This is a genomic window from Ulvibacterium marinum (assembly GCF_003626755.1).
Classification (GTDB): domain Bacteria; phylum Bacteroidota; class Bacteroidia; order Flavobacteriales; family Flavobacteriaceae; genus Ulvibacterium; species Ulvibacterium marinum.
Genome location: NZ_RBCJ01000003.1, coordinates 141,580 through 160,533, shown reverse-complemented (window position 1 = coordinate 160,533; position 18,954 = coordinate 141,580). Strand labels below are relative to the sequence as shown.

Genomic DNA, 18,954 nt, shown 5'->3' with positions numbered 1-18,954 from the left:
ATCCAAACTATCAGCGGATACCGGAATTTGGCGCCGCTTTTAGAAAGCGGAATTTAATGTAAGCCCCCAATCCCCAAATCATTTCAAGAGACTTTTTATTTGTATCTTATATGATTCAAACCCGGATTCACTTTAGCCTCTTTTGGCTATTAATAAATGGCGGCTCATGAATTTTGAACCAGGAAAGTTCTATATAGGGATAATCGATTTTTTCTCTGTTCTCTTACCGGGAGCGCTGTTAGTATACTTGACTAAAGATTGGGCCTATTCCTCTTTTATTGGCGGTTCCTTAGGAGACCTTCACCCAACAGAACAATGGCTCCTTGTGGCTTTTGCAAGTTATTTGCTGGGGCACTTTATCTTCCTAATCGGCGCAGCTTTCCTGGATGATCATGTGTATGACAGGATTAGAGCTGGCACCTATCACAGGCAAGTGAGCCGCCTAGCCAGGGGAAAGAAGCTCAGCCCCCGATGGATTCGTTTTTTGGCCGCTCAAAATTTTGATTCCCGAATGGACAAGGCCTTAGGAAAAATATTGGAGCTTAAGGCCCTTACCCTGGATCCTTTACAGGCTGGAAATACCGTCAATGCCTTTAAGTGGTGTAAAATTCGCTTGAGTATGACGGCGCTTCCGGCCCTGGCCGAATTGGAACGCTATGAGGCCAATTCTAAATTTTTCAGAAGCCTGTTTGTCGTACTGGCCGTTCTCCTGCCCTTTAGTCTCGTAGGAAAACCATGGTACGTCTCTCCAATGGTTTTAGTCCTGATGTTGCTCTCTTTATGGCGCTATATAGATCAGCGAAAAAAAGCCATACAGCATGCTTATTGGTCGGTCATTATCCAGGAAGCGGACAAGCCCGATACTCCAGAACGTTACGCCGATACAAGGAAAGGGCAATTCACCCACGCAGGTGGAGTGGTTTACAGAGGCCACGGGGAAAATAGACAGTACTTGTTGGTTCGCTCACGAAGTGATAAAGAAGAATGGGTTTTACCAAAAGGGCATATTGAGCATGGAGAGATCCCAGAAGAAACTGCGGTTCGGGAAATCAGGGAAGAAGCAGGGGTTTGGGCTAAAATAGATGCTCCGCTGGGGAAAGTGAAATTTAAATTTGAGGGAGAAAAAATAAAGGCCCAGTTCTTTAGCTTGCAATTTCTAAAGCAAGATAAAGTGCTCGAAAATCGATCTATTCAATGGGGCCGACTGGAAGATTGCCTTGACCTGGTTTCTTTTGAAGAGACCAGGGAGCTTCTTGGACAGCTCTCAGATAAATAGAGCAAGGGAAGGCATTAAAATGGTTTGTAGTCGGATTTCAAACAACTCTTATCGTGCTGGCTTTATATCTCCTAGCTACTTTCTGGTCTTTTTAACCGGCAGGATCTGATCAAATGCCAATCCGCTTGAGCCTTCACCACGGCCTGTTTTCTTACGTGCACCAAGCCAATTGAATACCTTTCCCCCGTACCAGCGTGTACGCTGAAACGACTGACTTACAGAAATTCCTGCTCGTGGCACTTCTTCTTCATGAATATAATAAGCTGTCTTTGAATCCTTATCGAGCCCTTCCCGTAAAAGAACAGTTCTGGGGCGTATACGTTGAGGATCGTCAGGGTCACCTTCAATAATTCTTGGCATAGAGGCTCGCTGTAGTTGAATTTCACGCTTGTCATTGTCTTTGTGGACCGGAATAAAAGGAATCCAGTTTTCCGGCACTGAGTTCATGATCTGATAGCGAATATCTGCTATTTCGTCCTCACTTTGTGGTTGTGACGGTGCGGGGATCAGTCGCCTATAAAATGTAAGCAATTCCCTTGCCGCTTCTGCCGCCTTGTCCCTTTTGCCTGAAGGAAGTGTGATATCGATTTCAATTCCCCAGACCATATTGGCAATTTCGTCTCTAACCATGATAAAACGTTCCATCGCCGGGCCTTCCTGTATCTTTGGTACGGTAGGCAGCATAAGCAAGCTGCTATCAGCTTCTTTCAGGTCTTTCCCCTTTTTATCGATCGTAAACATGGTCCATCGATCTTCCCATTCATCATCTTTCCCTGTTCCTGTAGGTTCTACCCATATCCTTTCTCCAAAGACATTGGCTACAACCAGGCCTTCCACATTAGAAATGGTACCAGCCTGTACTGTATGAGGAATCAAGAACCAATCATTGGCATATATAAGCGCAAATTCAGTAAAAAGAAGTTTACCTATATCAATGGTATTAGGTTTTATGTCGCCCACATAAGTCTTTCTTTCTTCAAAGGTCCACCAACGGGTATTTGGCATTCCCCCAAAATCGATATTGGTCGGTATGAGCGAGCTTACCGTGGCACCTTCAAGATCAGTGGCCACCGGTTCTGTAACCTCCAGTTCTTCGATTTTATCATTTATGGAAAAATTAAACCAATCCAATCGTCCGGAATAATATTCCTCCGCTTCATATACTTTTTCTCTTCCTTTTTTGGGAGCAGAGCAGGCAAATTGGTATTCCAAGCGAGATGGCAGCCAGGCATTTTCATCCGGTTTCTCCGGTTCAAGGAAAAATTCTTCCACCCACTTCTTAAAGGCCGGGGCCAGTGCATTAATTCCTGCCTCGTCAGGGCTGCCAGAACCAATGTTGATACCACCGTCTATGTCCTTATATATTTTATATCCATCCACTTGACGGCCTGCTACGGCAGCAAATTTTTGCCAGGCTTCAGGATGTGCTAAAATAAATGCATCTTTTTTCTCGTCAGGGTCTGCCGGTGCGGTAATTGTATAGTTATTTTGAATAAAAAAAGTCGTTTGGTCTCCAAGTGTCTTCTTAAGCATTTTTATCCAATGCCTTCCCATCATTAACCGTATATCCAGGGAGAATATCTCATCCTCAAACTCATAGGGTACGGGCCGCTGTTCAACAATGGCTTCCAGAGGCACATCATTGTTGAATGGTCTTGCAGGATGATTAGCTGCACGATACTTATTCAGTCGTGTAGTTGCAATCTGAATTTTTGCGCCCACCGGAGATCCTGCATCATCACCCATAAATTCGCCTATTTGCCATTGTTTTGAGAGCATCCACAGCGCATCGCGAATTTCAGCCTTGAGAGCCCTGTCAAAATCTTCCTTTCGGGGACGGCCTTCCAACCTGTTCCACATTGTAATAGTGTGAAATGACCGATCATTTAGTGCCGTCTGCATATTATCTATTACGAATCTGCTACTCATTTTCTGCTATTTGAATGTTGGCAAATCTTTCATTGTTCAAGGCATAATTCAGCATTATGCTAATAGGGTACTTTGTCGTCGTCGATACCGTTGCCGGTAACAGATTGGCATAGCCGGTCTGATCAATTTGCTCAGGTTCCACAGCCCTTAGTTTGGCTTCATGAAGTGTTTCATGCAAGGTATCCACCAGATCTTCCCAAAGCCAGCCACGATCATTTATTTTTGGTGATAGTGCCAACAACATGGATTGTGGAGGTTCTGAGTTTGGCCTATCGTAGTGAAAAGTAACACCTGTAGTTTCCTCCTCGGTTGGAACAATCTCCGTCCATTCATCAATGATCAGTCCGCACTGTTGGTTCGAGGAACTGAATGATTCATGGTACCAGGTTGTATACAACAGGTGATCGTTCTCACGAAATATTTTAGTCAGGAGTTTATTTTTGTCCTCGTCTTCATGACCAAACTCTAAGGCCAGCCAACAATATGGCTCAGCGAAAGGTAATTGCACCGGAGTGAGGGTTATGGTTTGGGATTTGAATCCCTCGGCCATGATAACGGCCTGTTCCATATGGGTTATTTTCTCGCGCACCCTGGCAACACCATAGAACCAGTCATCCACGGGTAAAGGATTTTCCAAGGTTTGGATCTGGTAGTCCAGCAAATCGTCCACTTTGTCAATTCCATTTTGCCATTCTGCTTTATTCACATCAGGCAGGTCAAACCATGGAATCATTTTAAAGTCTTCACCCAGGAGCTTTTTGCCAGCATCCTGAAGGAGTGTCACTTGTTTTTTGGGATTCGATTCAGCAGCATATTGTGTTAGCAAGTCGGTAACGGCATCAATTCGCTTACCTAAATCAGCCTGAAGCAACTTGGCTTTGTTAAGAAGTTCATCTGCCATGGCCAAACAGGCCTTTTTAACCTCGTTCGTATCCGTAGCTTTCAGATAAAATTCTGCATAAGACAAGGGTGCTACTGAAGCTGTTAATGCTCCAGAAACCGTGGTATGGTCGGCAGCCAGGTAGTTTTCAAAATCCACCTTTCGCGCGTCGAAGCTAGCTTTTTTGACGTCTACTACAGTTGATTTGAATGCCACAGGATCTGTACCAGGATCTAAGGTCACTATGGTAGAAATTACCCTTTCCATTTGTAGCAAATGTGTTATTTTCTCTTCATCACTTGGGAGTGCACTAAGACCGGAGAGTAAATCTGCATATTCAGTCTCCTTATTGGTCCAGTCCTTGACCAATTCTTTAAACTTCTTAAACAGCGCTTCTAGTTGTGTTTTTCTCCAGTCGTATGCAAATCCAATTCCCGTCTGAGGTAGGCCTAGAAGGCCAATAGAATTCAATATGTCAACAAAAGCAGTGAGATTGGTATCAATGTTACTAATTATCGTAGCGTTATCGTCGCCTCCTTCACCCAGGGATGTTTCCAGAGCGCTTACATAATTATCGAGATCTGTTTTGGGGGTATTCAAATACGCTAATATTAAATCGATCCGCTGTTTGCTCAGACTTTGGTTCGAATTGGTACTATCTCCTGCTTCATTGCTCTTTATTACATCACTGGCCTGCAAAGTCTTTGAGCGTAAAAGAATCGCCTTTAGGTGACCTATTAGCGGAGCAATTTCAAAAACTGATGCAAACCCACTGATCACCTTAAAGTAGGAAATTGCAATTTTTGCATCGGGTCGAGGGGGTTTTGGGCCGCCCGGACCAGGAAAATCAGTGTTTAATGTATGATTTACGACCATGTCATCGAGACTGTCCATGTTCTGGCTGGTGTCGCCTGAAATAAGAAATAGCAAATCGATGGGTTGTAGGTTGAGATCTGCCATACTAATGGGATGCTCGGTGATGTCATTTCCGGATGCGTTGTGATGGAAACTAACGTAGCATCGAATAGTGCTTAATGCCGGCAGGATATCAGCTAGAAATTCGTTCAAGCCAGGTTCTCCCATTGCTCTGGGGGTATAACCTGCAACCGAAGGGTCTGCATTGGCCTTGATCTGCAGACCTACCCGGTGGGTCAGGTTTACACCACTACGTGGGGTCTGTACAACTTCGGGTAGCTGCGGATAGTTTCCTGAGCTGTAGGTGTCGAGTGTGCCGGCTGCCCGATCTATATTTCCCTGAGCCACCTGATGAATACTCTCGGCAAAAGCCAGATCAGCTACGGCATCGTTGATATCCCGGATGTTATTTATTTCATTTACGATGATTTTCTTATCTGTATTAGATACTCCTACTAAGCCCAGATCATCAAAATAGTCAGGTTCTTCATTCGGACCCAAACCGGCCTCGGCAAATTCAATCAATTCAAGGCCATTGACCACATTTCTCGCTTCAATTGCCTCAATCGGTATATTTTCGTCAGATTCGAAAGTCGAGCTCATTTGATTCCCTGCTAAGGGGAACTTCCGGCGAATTTTAAAGACATAGTGGTCAACGTTGGCATTTTGATTATTGTCGTGAATTCCCCTTTCGAACTGATAGCCCAGTAATGCAGCCAGGCTCTGACCATTCTGAATTCCCTCTATAACTTGGATGGCCTTTCTAACTCGGGCTGATGAAAGGTTAATATTAAAGACATTTGCATTTTCCTCGCCAGCCCTTGAAAGATACCCATTCCTAAGGATGGCAGCAGTTACCGCATGATTTAAGGAAGGTGCATTTATAAATCCCAAGTTTGTATTGTCTTCGTAGATCGGAGAATCTTCTGTGGGTTTAAAAACCTCTGACTGCTGAGGATCCAGATCTTTAATATTTAATTCTTTACCTTCAGATTTCACATTTTCCAACCAGCCATAAGCTCCAATGTAAACGCCTTGATTGTTGTTCTCTTCTTCATTGATCTCTCCGTTGTCATCAGTAATTTCCGGTTGATTACGCATGGCTTTCAACTGGTAATTTACTGCGCCGAATTTCCATGCATCAAACCGATATGAAGCGCAATCAATGTGTTCTGCAAACGATTTTTCAAGTCGATTTGTAGGTGTGGCTTCCAATAACCTTAGTGCATCCAATTGATCTGCCAGGTATCGCGTGGCAAAATGCTTGGTTTTCAAAGCCTGAGGGATGAAATCTGCCACAAGCATATCCGGATTGCCCGTAATTGCCTCTTGCTTTTGATACATCAGATTGTACCGGCTTTCACTTCTGAAGGGGCTATCCAATGGCTTAGCCACCTGCAAATTATCTGCGACAATTAAATCGTCAGTCCCGGTATTGGTTTTTTCCCGTATGTGTATAAAGTCAGGTTCAATTTTAGCAAGTTGAAGGGCCTCGCTGCTGAGCACTTCATTAAGTTGGTATAACCGTAGTGTGGCTTCAAAGAAACTCTGTTCCAGAGAGTGCTTGAGCATGAGGTATAATAAGGCAGAGGGCCTTTTGTTATCTATAAAGCCTTCACCTTTCCGCAAGCTGTCAAAGGAAGTGTCGGCAGCGCGTATGAGCCATTGAATATAATTTTCTGGTGTAACTCCATCCAAACCATTGCTATAAATTCTTATGGGGTTACTATCCGATAGAGGTACATCATCTATCAGAGGGCCATTTAACTTTTCAGCATTGGTCACAAACAGTTTCTCCAGGATTTCAGGTGTTTCATTACCGGTATACCCCAATTGTGTGAGTATGAACCAGCCGAGCTGCTGATTTATGCCCCCTTTGAAGTATTGTTCAAAAGCGGACATCCCGGGTGTATTCGATCCGAAACCATATAGGAATCCTAAAAAGTTAGGTATATCTTTCTGGCTGGATTGCCATAAATTATATAGGTGATTCAGGCTTTCGCCAATCCTATTATGAAATTCCACAGAACCTCCATGCAGTCCCAGCACATCAAGCATAATTTGATGCGGATCCTTTGTACTGTCTTTGCTTACAAATGAAACGCTATTCAGCATGCCCTCCCAACTTTGCTGAACAATGTTGAATTTTGAATGTAGGATAGGAAAAAATCGGTTGAATGCAGTTGGTATTTCATTGGCGACATCTGCCGGAATTGGTAACTGCTTTGGATTGATCCAGGAGATCTTTGAAAATGCCGTAGTTGGTAGTATTCCATAAGGCTGGTCATCGATCCTTACCGAAGGAATGGTTCCCCTGCCCACCACAAAATGGTTGAAATACCATCGTATCTTTTCAATTTCTTCCTCCTTTAACGCCGGTTTAAGCATGGTTTCCAGATAATATCCCCAGGTAGTGGGCCAAAGTGCAGTATGCATGGCTCTGGCTTCCTGCTGCTCAAACCCGTCGGTATTGATCATGTTTTCAAACACTGTTTCGGAAATGCCCATCATCTCGCAAAACCACTTTCTGTCCGATTTAGCCCACCACTTTTTGTCATTTTCCGTTTCTGGCTCCTCTTCCTGCTTAAAAACAAGATCGAAGGACTCATCGGCATCCTCGTTCTCAGTATATCCCGAGGGTGTATTCTGGGTATTGTTTGTGGGTGTTCCCACCGGCAAAAAGCTGAAGCCGGAATTTCCGTAATAGTGATTGTGTATCAGTTCTTCCAGTGCTTCTTTCCCATCCATACGAGTAGCGCTCATCTTTACTCCCAGCACAAAAATTTTGTTGAATCCTTCCGTAATCTGAGCCTGACTAAGATCAACCTTGAAACCCATTCCTTTTGAAACGGCTTCCTCGAAATCAAGCATCCATTTCATATCAGCACTGACTTTTACATCAGTACCTTGGATTTCAATAAGGTCCTCTTCCTTCATTTTCGGATCAGGTCCTACTATCAGTGGAAATGGAATAACATTTCCTAATTCTTCTATTTCAAGCACATCGTTTCTATACCCTAATAAATAGAGTCGTTCCGGTAATACTCGCACTCGAGGAGCTTTAGACCAAGATTCCTTTTGTGACTCCGTTTGCAGATCAGGTAAAAAATTGATGAACATTACTTCAACAGCTATTTCTGTTCCATCAGGTACGGCAGGAAGGTCATCATTTAAATTTTTAGGAATATTGTCTTCCGCTAATTGTGTGGCCCTGCTTTCGCCAAGTGTGCTATCCAGATCGTTTTTAGCAGCCTTTATTTTATCCGCATCTCGCTGAGCCTTCCAAACTGCTTCCCAAAACTGTGACAATGCAGATTTTTCCCCAGGTTGTATATCATTATTTTCATTAATAATCAGAAATACCGTGGGTTCGGTCAAATCATCCCCGGACTTTAATATTTCCTCAAAATTATCAGGTTTGTAACGGTCAATCATGTATTGCGATCGGCCATGCCCATGACCATCAACTAAGGCCCTCCATGCGGCACGCCGTAAGCCTTCGTCTCCGGCTGCTGCCCACCAATCCGTCCAAAAAGTCTGAACATCTCGAATTTCGTACTCAGAGAGTGTTTCTTCAAAAGTGTCAATAGCGGCATCATCCGGATAAATGCGAACCCAAAGCTGGTCAATCAAATTGCCATTATCTCTTTTTACCTTCTTAAATCGTGTTTCAATGCGAAGGGGCATGAGAAGAATGGGATAATGATTATCTAGGCGATTAAGGTGTTCTTTTGGGTCTGTGAAGCCTTGAAAATCCTGCCAGGCAATAAGCATGTCGTCCTGAATACGGGCAAGATTTCGCCTTTCCTCTGTTATTAAAGAGCTTGCGGTTCTTTTTAGGGAGGCCAGGGAGTCATTAAAAGCAACATCATCATCGTTCTGAGGGTTAAAGCGCCTGTTTAAGCCTTCTTGCTGCCCTTCGATCTTCTTAATTCGCTCATTGGCGAGAAATATCGCCTTTTCGCTGAGTTCTTTTTGTTTCCTGAACTCATTTAATTGCTGACTTTTAATTTCGTTGAATGGCATCTCTAAGGCATTTAGGAATTAAGTTTTTGGAAGCATTTCTGCGCCGTGCACAGCAACCATTACCGGAGCCTGAAAAAGTATATAAGCAAGCTCCGCCGAATTCATTTCTTCATTCCAGGTAAATTGTTTGTCTTCCTCACGTTGTACAAGTTTTTCGTCGTCATCGTCCTCTAAAGGATTGGTGTTGACATCTATATCTTGTGTTGCGGAGGTTATTTGAAGAAATTTTCCATTGGCCGTTGCCGGGTCAACCGCAGGGGTAACATTTCCCCAGGCCATATCGTTCCATACCTCTAATTCTCCTTCTTCGGTAGTACCAATATCCAATCCGAAGCGAGGTTCTCCTGGCCGTTCTTTTATCACAAAGAACCATCCGGCACGATCCTCCAAATCAGCAGGTTCTCCCTCTGTCATACCTTGAGCTTCTTCCGCTGTAAGGTCAAATCCAAAGAAATAAATATCAGGATCCACTTTGGCTTCATAGAGTGGTGTTTTAACCGTATCCCTAGGTGGGTTGTTTTCTAGGTCATCGGGTATGGGTACCAATTCTCTTTCTTGATTTCTGTCAGGGGTTGGATCTGTATCACTTATGGGTTTCCATTGTGCTCTGTGCGCATAAATCACGGCATTAGGATATTTTTTGAGTAATTCCCCGCGAATCACAAGCACCACCTCCTGCTCATTGTCACCAGGCTCCTCGCGATTGTCATGGCTTCCTAATTTTGAATGTTTGGACCAACGATGTAATACGGGAATGTCCTTCAGCCTTTCCTTAATTGTTTCCTTTAATTTCTTTGCAATTTCTTCCGGAGTTGCATCTTCACCCAAGTCATTCCCTATTTGCTGTAGCATTTTATCAATCTCCTCCTGATCGAACAAATATTCACTCACATCCCAAAACTGCCGAAAATAACTTCCCCGCTGGTCCGTAAGATATTCGCGCCACATTAACTCCCTGGCAAATTCGTGATTGAGCCCAACCATATAAGCTTCAATAAATTTCTGATTGGTTTCGAGCAGGGAAATAGAATTTTGTTCTATAAGATTTATATTGGGAAGGAAAAGGTCTGCGGAAATATCTATTAAAGGCTTGTACATCGGCGTATCAATTTCAGGATAAGCCATAGCCTCTTTAAATACTTCCGGCTTTGCAAGCCCCAATTTAATTCTGTCCGGAATTAATATTTTGTTGTTCAGAACGAATCCCGGAATGGTTACTTTTGGATCTATGGTCCTTAATGTGGCCGCAGAGATGTCCTGGAGGTTTAGCTGAGGTTTTATGGGTTCGAAAGATGCCTCAATATGCCCCTGCATCATTTCACCTACATCTCTTTGTGCTGCTTTAAAGCGAACTCCCTCATTGCTATCTGAGGTGCCCGGTCTAAAACTTACATTATCGCCTGGCAAGGTCAATTCAAAGTCAGGAAATGACTCGTAATCATCAACAGCCTCGGGAGTCTGCTCCAGAGGATCCAAACTATCTGCTTTGTCCACTTCATTTTCCCATCGCAACATCCTGAAAAACAGGAATAACAAAAGAAGTGCAACAAAGGCTGCGATACCTGAAATTGTTTGTAAACCTATTGAAAAGCTTGAAATATTCGGAGAGACAAAAATCACTAATAAGAGAAGGATCAACAACGCTATCCCTAAGAAAAGGTATTTTAGCCATTTGTGCTTTTCCATCCATTTCATTAAGAAACCGGGAACATTTTGAGGTTTCAGGGTTGGGATAACTTTTTCGATAGTTGGTAAATCTTTAGGGACTTTTTTTTCTGGGGCCGGCTTAACTTCCCCTGTATTAATTCGATCTACCAGTGCGGTTTCAGGCTTGATATCCTTAGTGAAAGGCAAAGTCTTTACCATACGCCCTCTTGGGCGCATGAATTTTCGCATTTCCGGAGCAAAAGCTACCGCCGGAACCTTACTGGTTTTCACATGGTGATGTACCGTCAGTACCTCTTCATTTTTCTCTAGGGTCAACCCATTGGATAAGACTCTAGCCTGCATCGGTTGAGTTAACCACATAAAGGCACCTTCATTTGTTTTCTGAAGTGATTTCACATGGGCATTGAACCAGTATTTACTTACCGCCTGTGCTAGCTGTGCCTGACGAATTTGCCGATTGGCCTCTATTACCTTTCCTATTTGCTCCCATGCGGCTTCCATGTACTTCTCCTGGTTGGTCTGTATTATACCTGTACCAAATCCTGCTGCCACCCTGAAGCGGGGGTCTAGATTCAATTCATGAACCCAGTTGTTATCAGGTATCGAATCTCCGGCTTCCAGCAATCGATTGGTCAACGCATGCCAACGCCCGTACAATGGCGCCGTTATTAATGGGTCAGGTTCATTTTCAGCGGCTGATTCACTAATGATCTTATCCGACAATTGTGGATTTTGATGTGCAGTTTTTGCTGTGTCTTTTGAATAATCGTCCGCCAGGTTAATAAAGGCAGCGAGCTGTTTTTGAAATTCACGTGGATAGGGAGTTTTTGCCCACTCGTTGTAGTTATTATATTCAACCTTCTCTGTATCCGACATGGAATTGACCGGTACCTGCAGTGCTCCACCAAGGCGCAGAATGCCTCCCAATTGATTCACCGGAATGCCATTCTCATCCAAATCCCCTATCCCTTCTATATTAGAGCCTGGATTTCTGACATCCATGTCCCAGCGGCCCACACGGTTATCCACCGGCTTTGGTTCCAGCAAACGTACCAGATATTCAAAATCGCCGACTGTGCCCGTTCTAAAATACCATTGGTAGTATACAGGAAACGAGGCCGGCTCTGTCTTACCTGCGTAGTCTTCCCAGGCCGAGGTCGTTGCATTTAAGGTCGCCTCGGCATCGAAAATGCCTTCTACATCCAGTCCCAGGCCAGCAAGGCGCCCGCTTTCAAAAGTCGGAATCAAAAATGCATGGTAGGCCTTATTTTCTTCTAGGCGGCGCGGACAAATTATCCGGGAGAAGGTATTATCCGGATCCTGACCAACGAACTCCTCAAAATCGTCTTTTATTTGCGTGGCCTGATTTTGATTTGCAGGATCTGAAATTACCCTTTGAATAGGGGTTTGTGGATCATCAGGATTTGGTAGATCATCTTCGATCAGATCGGTGTTCACATGCACATGGGCCCATGCCCACAACTGATCTGCAGGTGGAAATACTTCCGATGCAGCTATTTTCAGATCGATATATGACAGGGGACGGTCCGCCATATTTTTACCATTTTCAAATTCGCTCTCCTCCAGGACAACTAGGGTAATCCAGGGTCGTAAGCGATCCTTATTATCTGGCTTAGCCGGTGTATATCTCCAGGGATAGTCTTTGTGGATCAAGTCAATTGATGCCAGGTAATTTGGTTCAAAATTCGTAATCCAGTTTCGCGGCTCAGTTTTAACCACAGCCCTGGAATCGATCCCAATAATATCTGCCGGGCCATACAAGCCAACGGTTTGTGATATGGGCGGGTTCACAACCTGTCCATCCGCTTTTATACTAAGATCGACAGTGATGGGGGCCCTTAGCTTTACTGTTGGGTCATGATCTTCGACCTGGATCTGGTTTGCTATTCCTTGCCTGATCCATGGTAGAAATGAATATGATGAAAGTATTTTGCTCATTGAACCAGATTTACTTCGTTATTAGGAATAGTATGCACAGCATCAGCCATATGCGGATCATCCGAGATCAATTCGTTTATAAACTCATCTGCTCTGGCCATACTTTCGAAATTCGTTGCATCTTTATTGAAAGGCTTATTGTCCTTATTAAAGGCAACGGTATAGGCGCCAGCCCGTACGTCAATTTTTTCATCAAATGGCTGGAATTCCTTCTTCACCCTATGAGAGACTGAAACTCTTCGCACCGCAGAATTGGCAAAGAAGTGCACAAACAGTCGCTGTGACCAATTGAAGAAACGCCTGCGCCTTCGCTTATAGGCCGTATCTATGGTAATCAATTCGTAGCGTACATGACGCACGGTAATCTTTCCAAATCGTGTCTGATCTCCGGTGACAGAGAGTTCCAAACCACCATCCTCTTTTTCATAGGCTGGGCTGCTCAGCTTTTTACTGTCTTTCATATCCTGGAACTGTGCCCTGGCAAACGATTCTTTAATATCAGAGATTTTTTGCAGCGGTCCGCTTACTTCAACCTCCAGTTTGTTTGCATCATCAGGTTTTTTACTACCGAATTTGTCGAGATGAATCTTCAAAGGCAGGGCACGCTGGCTCACTCTTAAGGTACCTACCGGGTGTAGCGCAATGCTGTCATCTGAATCCGGAACTTCTCTTAGCGAAACGAGTAAACCGCTTGTTGATGCGGGTTCTAGGGCCTGCCAGTTTTGAATGTTTTGAAGTTCTGCCTCGAGTAAGGGGATAATTGAAATTGGAGGCAGTTTTGTATTCTTGCTGTCGCCCCAGGTTTTATCAAACTTGGCTTTAAAGCTAAAGAAGAGTATTTTGAGTTTTCCATAACCAGTAGCTCGCCATGGAGATGTTCCCTCTAGAGAGAACTTCAGGCTGATCGTAAACAGATCAAAACCAAATACCTTAAGCGATACTTTTCCGGATATTTCAATGACAAAGTAGAAAGGATCGAACTGGAACAGGGCATCGAAGGCCAGGTGTCCCTCAATTTTAAATTCGCTGAAGCCAAAATAAAGTTCAAGCTTACATCCTAACTGTACTGTGTTGGTGGTAACGGCAAAGTATCCCTCGACACGTATTTTACCCCAGGATTCGTTTAAAATATTTAGGGCGACTCTTTTCGGAACCGGAAATGGTAACGGAGGCGGGTTAAATCTCGGATGAAAACCTCCAACGCTTACCACAAAATTGGAGTCATCACCCCAGGCTACGAGCACGCCCATTTCACCTTCAATGGTGATGAATAATACACGGGACTCAAAAATTGAAGCAAAGAAGAATGCATTTTTCTTCTGAAAATCTATGGCACCTATGAAACTTACTTGTAACACCAGAAGAGCGGCTTCTTCATCAGGTAAGATACACTTAAGGACCCCTAGGATGGCAATTCTCTCAATTCCTCCGCCATTATTCACTCGTATTTCAATAATAACTCCCAATGAAATACTTATAAGGGTAGGTGTCCCCCATCCCAGTTTGACCATAGGACCTATGAGGAATTTGCCCTCTTCAACCGGAAAGAATACCTTAAGGTCGCTGATTATTTTTGGGGCATTCTCCACCACATTTGTAGGGAACAGTATGCCGCTGGTAGCTCCCGTACGAACTCCTTCAGCCAGCGGTTCGAGTTTCATGGTGCGATGCAATCCCAGTAAGCCTCCGGCTCCCAGGAATACAAACCCAAACCCTAACTGTATGGTAAACTCAGCTGTGATGATGATTATCATTGAAAAGCCGTCCGAACCGTCAGGCATTTTAGTGGTAATCAGCCCGATGGCCTTTAAGGACAGGAATTCGGCAAAGGTGAGTTCAAGGGCACCTGCGTATTCTTCATTATCAAAATCAAAAAACAGATAGCCGCCGCCCTTTACGACTCCGGCATCAACAGATAAACCTACTCCATTAGGGGGTTTGAAGCTCAAGTCAAAATCCAGAGGTCCCAGATTTCCTTGCCCATCATCAGGTATATCAAATGAAATATTTGCCCCCAGGCGATCAACTGATGCCGCAAGAGGGCCAAGATTTAGTTTCAAACTACTACTAAGTTCAATGGATACTGGCTTGGGATTGAATAGATTGGCGATAAAATAAATACTTTCAATTTCCAGTGGTCCCAGTGAAATATGGGTCGGAAATTGAAGCTCTAGACCTCCACTCCCCTGAATCATCACCTTATCGGCTGCAAAATTGGCATTTAGCGAAAAGTTGGCCTCTGCAACTTCCATGGGTATAGCTGAAGAAAGAAAACCATCGCCTCCGGAAAAATCTAAGGTCAATTTCCCTTCTTCCAAAGCCAATGAAAAAGAGGGATCAAAGGCGGCTGTGCCTTCACTTGGATTCCAGTTGGCACTTATAGTATTTCCAAAACTAACTTTCCCGACCTCCAACCTTGTACCTCCGGGCAGACCTACCAATAGCATTGGCCTTCCGGGGATGTTTGCAATAAGTTCGTTACTTACAGTTAAGTTAATCTCTCCTGTTGGGGGTTGAAGTATAAAATTACTGTTCGGGATATCAATCACCCCTTGTATTCCTGCGGCAAAACTACCCCCAAAACTCGATTTTAATGACCAGGGAGCAATTAACGGATAATTATTTTCGATTTGTCCATTTCCAGGGATACGTAATTCAAAACCAAGTGCTGGTGGATTAAAGGCATTATTTGCTTGCAGGCTCAAAAGGAACATCTCAAAAATCGGAGGTTGCACACCAACATCAATTATTTGGGTTGGAAAGTCAAGTGGCCGAGTAATCTTTTCAATGCGTTCAAATAATTTTCTGCCGTCAAAAGTAGGAGTGCCAAGATCCGTCAGGTCTTGAATATATGAAGCAGGAGAGTTAAAAAGGTCCACCAGCCTGCTCAACTCCAACCTCCTCTCTAAATAGGGAGGTTGGGTGAAATCTTCACTGCCCTCATTTATAAGGTTCTTTTCTGCAAAGCCCATAAAATCCAATACACCATAAAATTTGGGTACTTTTTCTTCGAGAAGACGAACCGCCATAGATTCGAGTATGCGTGGAATAAATCGGTCAAAGAAATTCTGGAAATGTGCTTTTTGGGCAGCGGATAATGATGCGTCGCCCTGGGCCATTTGGTTAACGGTATCACCCAACTGAATTGCACTATGAATAACTGATGAAACCCTTTCTCCAAGTACAACACCCTTTGCGATGATTTGCAGGGTATTTCCATCATCAATTGCCTGTTGCAATTCCGCCATAGCTGCCGAAAGCGTGCCACTTACTGATTGGACATTATTTATGGCTCCCGTAAGTTGCCCATTGGAATGCCATGAAGCCGGCATCCCCACGCCCATTTCATGGAGGAATCCATGACTTAACTCTTCAGAAAGTGGTACTAAGGCCTCAGCTAAATATTTTAAAATTAACTCAAATGTACCGGCACTAGACATGGGCGTTCATTTTATCCGATTCAAGAATCATTTCTTCATACCGTGAAACAAACTGGTTAAATGTATTTCCAATCAGATGAGGAACTTCCTCCATAGCCTTGTTTAATGCTTCGCAGGTTTTGGGGCTCACATAATTTTTAAGGCCGGATACAATATTTGTCAAATACTGAATTAGCGGTGTACCTTCAATTTTGGTTGGTACTGCAACCGAGGGTAGTAAAGAGGCTCTGTTTAGATGGTGTACCAAAAGTGGGCCCTTATTCCTATGCCAAATTGTAGCCATGCGCTTGTTGGTATTAACCAAATCTCTGATTTCACGGTAATTTCCTAGCAGAAGTCCATAGAGTTCCTTTCCTTTTGGAGTCTCGGTTAGTCTTGAAATCGGTGAATTTTTTGCGAAGAGCGGTTCCGGATTTAAATTAAAAGTTTGAAACCTTTCTCTTTCAAAAAAACTTGAATTCATAGTAATTCCTACGGCAACGGAGTCGACTGCCGCCTGAACATCAAGTTTTCCAGCGCCAAACTTGTTATTAGGTACCGCTGCTGTAAAACTGTCCGTCACGGCGGTATCCATCAATGCCTGTCTTATTTCATCATTGTCTAGCTCGGGGTTTTTTTCTAACAGAAGTGCAGCAGCTCCTGAAACATGAGGAGCAGAATAGCTTGTGCCCGTTTTTGCTATATAAAAATCGTAACAGCAATCGCAACATGAACCTGCATCTGGATCGTGTCGGGCAGAATAGACGTTAGTTCCTGGAGCAGAAATTTCAGGCTTTATCCTATTATCAGAGGTTGGACCCCTACCTGATGATGTATATAATCCGCCTGAACTCTTGCCTTTTGTAGTATGATTGCCCACTGTAATTATTAATTCTGCAGTTCCGGGTATACTGATCGTTCCTGACTTTGTAAAAAATGTAGAAAATGTTGCCAGTTGATCTCGTTCAATATATGCATGAATATCTGTGGCTGTTGCAGTAGTGTTGGTCAACTTCATTGTCCACACCCCGGATAAACTATGATCAGGATTGTTTGCATCAATATCAATGAAGATTCGTTTTTTGCCATTTGTTTGAAGAGTCTGAGAATCTATTGTAATTGTGCTGTTCTTAGTATCTTCAGTAAAACTTACGTTGTCCCCGGGGCTTGCGGTGTTGGTTCCAGTGATATTACCACCAGGTGGTACTATTTCAATATCAAGATCACTAGCTCCGTCATACCAAATATCAATCTCTATGTCCCTTTGATCATCACTATTTTTTGGCGGGACCACATTGATTTTTAGTTCTACCGGTGCACCTGCATTATTAGCTGGAACGTTCGTCTCAGCATGTCTTTTTTTATTGCCTAAATTTCCCGCAGATTTTACAATGGTAAACCCTTTAGAGCTTTCATTTATTCCTAGCAAAAGAAACAGATCAATCATCTCTTCCACCAAGGAGGATCCATCATGTGCGCCTAAGTTGTCACCCTGACTAATATTTATCACTAGTGGTTTGTCAGCTTCCTCAGCCTTACGCATAAGAAATGTGATGGCCTCGACGAGATTATCCGAAGTACCAAGCTGTCCTGTACTCCCCGTTATTAATCTCACTAAAATAATATCTGCTTCGGGTGCTACACCTACATAGTGGTATGATCCGTGACAATTACCTGCTTGCGCCCCATTGCCGACAGCGATTCCTGCAACACGGGTTCCGTGCCCCTTTGGCCTGTGGCGTACGACTGTCAGGGGATCTTCAGCGGCCATAGCACTTTCCAATTGCTCCTTGGTATAGATTACTCCCTTGGGAAGTGGGTTACCAATCATATCAATGGGAATGTTATCTCCTGGTTCTTGATCAAGGCTTTGATCATATAAAAAAAGAACCCTGGACTTTGAACTATCTGCTGGATCCCTAAACACACCATGGCTATATTGGAAACCAGAGTCTATTATACCAACAATAACACCTTTACCGGTGAATTTACCTGTACCAGAAAAAGGAGGGCTATCGTTTCTCAAATTATGAGCATTTACATGTTCTACAGTTTCGTCTAGGTCCGGACTGTAACTTCTATTGGTTTCTATACGAATTACATTAGGATGGTTTGCAACACTTACAATTTTATCAATTGGTATTCGAACAGCTGCGATATTGCCCACCACACTGATAACTTGGCAACCTAGGACAGTAAGAAATTCATAAGAACCTCTAAACTTCAATAGCACTCCCAGAGATTCTACACCACCACTTTTACCAGTCTCTTTTTTAGTCGCGTACTTGTTCGGTTTATTCATTATGACTTTAAGGCGGGGATCTATTTTTATGCTTATGGGAATGTCGGCGGGTTCGCCGGCAAATTTTATGAACAGTACCTGTTTTAGTGAAACGAATTCTTCAATTTTACCGAGTTGGAGTGTTCCCGAAAACGTCCCTTTCTCCTCTAGTTTATCAACATTAAATTGATATTTCTCAAGTTCCACTTGATTGGCGGTACTTATAACAATAACCGGCACTTTATCTCCCTCTAACAGACAAGGATGTAACCAATCCATCCTTTTCTTTCCTAATTTTTGAAGATTCAAATAATTTTTATAAATAAGCTGAAGCTCTGAATCTAACTTGTGCAAAAATTTAGACATAGAATAATTTTAATTTATGCAACCACCAGCATATTTATCTGATCGTGAATATGAAGTCAATCCGAGTAGGATCTAAAACTTCAGGGAAACAAGCCAAATGTGGCGCAACAAGGAATTTTTATTAGGCAATCAAGACCTATTGACTCAATCTAAATTAAGGATTTGGCATGTCCGTTGCAATCCCTAAAAATGGTGATTTTCAGTTCTTTGAGTATGATAAAACGGAAACTGAAAT

At 43.4% G+C, this 18,954-nt stretch carries 6 protein-coding genes; 1 reads left to right on the top strand and 5 read right to left on the bottom strand.

What is annotated here, in order from left to right:
• The first annotated feature begins 166 nt into the window (after positions 1 to 166).
• Positions 167 to 1,276: an NUDIX domain-containing protein gene (locus tag D7Z94_RS25945; protein WP_120712177.1), complete on the top strand. Its 1,110-nt coding sequence runs from the start codon at positions 167 to 169 to the stop codon at positions 1,274 to 1,276.
• A 75-nt stretch (positions 1,277 to 1,351) separates the two neighbouring features.
• On the opposite strand, the gene D7Z94_RS13685 is transcribed toward D7Z94_RS25945, so the two are convergent.
• From D7Z94_RS13685 to D7Z94_RS13665, 5 genes are read right to left on the bottom strand one after another with little or no spacing between them, the layout of a single operon-like run.
• Entirely contained in the window at positions 1,352 to 3,205 is a 1,854-nt protein-coding gene (locus D7Z94_RS13685; RefSeq protein WP_120712176.1) for a hypothetical protein, read from the bottom strand.
• Positions 3,198 to 9,026, bottom strand: coding sequence for a hypothetical protein (locus D7Z94_RS13680; RefSeq protein ID WP_120712175.1), 5,829 nt, complete (start codon positions 9,024 to 9,026; stop codon positions 3,198 to 3,200). The genes D7Z94_RS13685 and D7Z94_RS13680 overlap by 8 nt, the downstream gene beginning before the upstream one ends.
• A gap of 18 nt (positions 9,027 to 9,044) precedes the next feature.
• Complete coding sequence (locus D7Z94_RS13675; RefSeq protein WP_120712174.1) at positions 9,045 to 12,653, bottom strand: hypothetical protein; 3,609 nt, start codon at positions 12,651 to 12,653, stop codon at positions 9,045 to 9,047.
• Complete coding sequence (locus D7Z94_RS13670; RefSeq protein WP_120712173.1) at positions 12,650 to 16,093, bottom strand: DUF6603 domain-containing protein; 3,444 nt, start codon at positions 16,091 to 16,093, stop codon at positions 12,650 to 12,652. The genes D7Z94_RS13675 and D7Z94_RS13670 overlap by 4 nt, the downstream gene beginning before the upstream one ends.
• Positions 16,086 to 18,719 (bottom strand): S8 family peptidase, encoded by a 2,634-nt coding sequence (locus D7Z94_RS13665; protein WP_120712172.1) that lies wholly within the window; start codon positions 18,717 to 18,719, stop codon positions 16,086 to 16,088. Before D7Z94_RS13665 ends, D7Z94_RS13670 begins: the two co-directional genes overlap by 8 nt.
• Positions 18,720 to 18,954: the final 235 nt, after the last annotated feature.

What these genes read in the sequence shown, in the direction of transcription:
- D7Z94_RS25945 (WP_120712177.1), top strand. Translation starts at nt 167, where the DNA reads ATGAATTTTGAACCAGGAAAGTTCTATATAGGGATAATCGATTTTTTC.
- D7Z94_RS13685 (WP_120712176.1), bottom strand. Translation starts at nt 3,205, where the DNA reads ATGAGTAGCAGATTCGTAATAGATAATATGCAGACGGCACTAAATGAT.
- D7Z94_RS13680 (WP_120712175.1), bottom strand. Translation starts at nt 9,026, where the DNA reads ATGCCATTCAACGAAATTAAAAGTCAGCAATTAAATGAGTTCAGGAAA.
- D7Z94_RS13675 (WP_120712174.1), bottom strand. Translation starts at nt 12,653, where the DNA reads ATGAGCAAAATACTTTCATCATATTCATTTCTACCATGGATCAGGCAA.
- D7Z94_RS13670 (WP_120712173.1), bottom strand. Translation starts at nt 16,093, where the DNA reads ATGTCTAGTGCCGGTACATTTGAGTTAATTTTAAAATATTTAGCTGAG.
- D7Z94_RS13665 (WP_120712172.1), bottom strand. Translation starts at nt 18,719, where the DNA reads ATGTCTAAATTTTTGCACAAGTTAGATTCAGAGCTTCAGCTTATTTAT.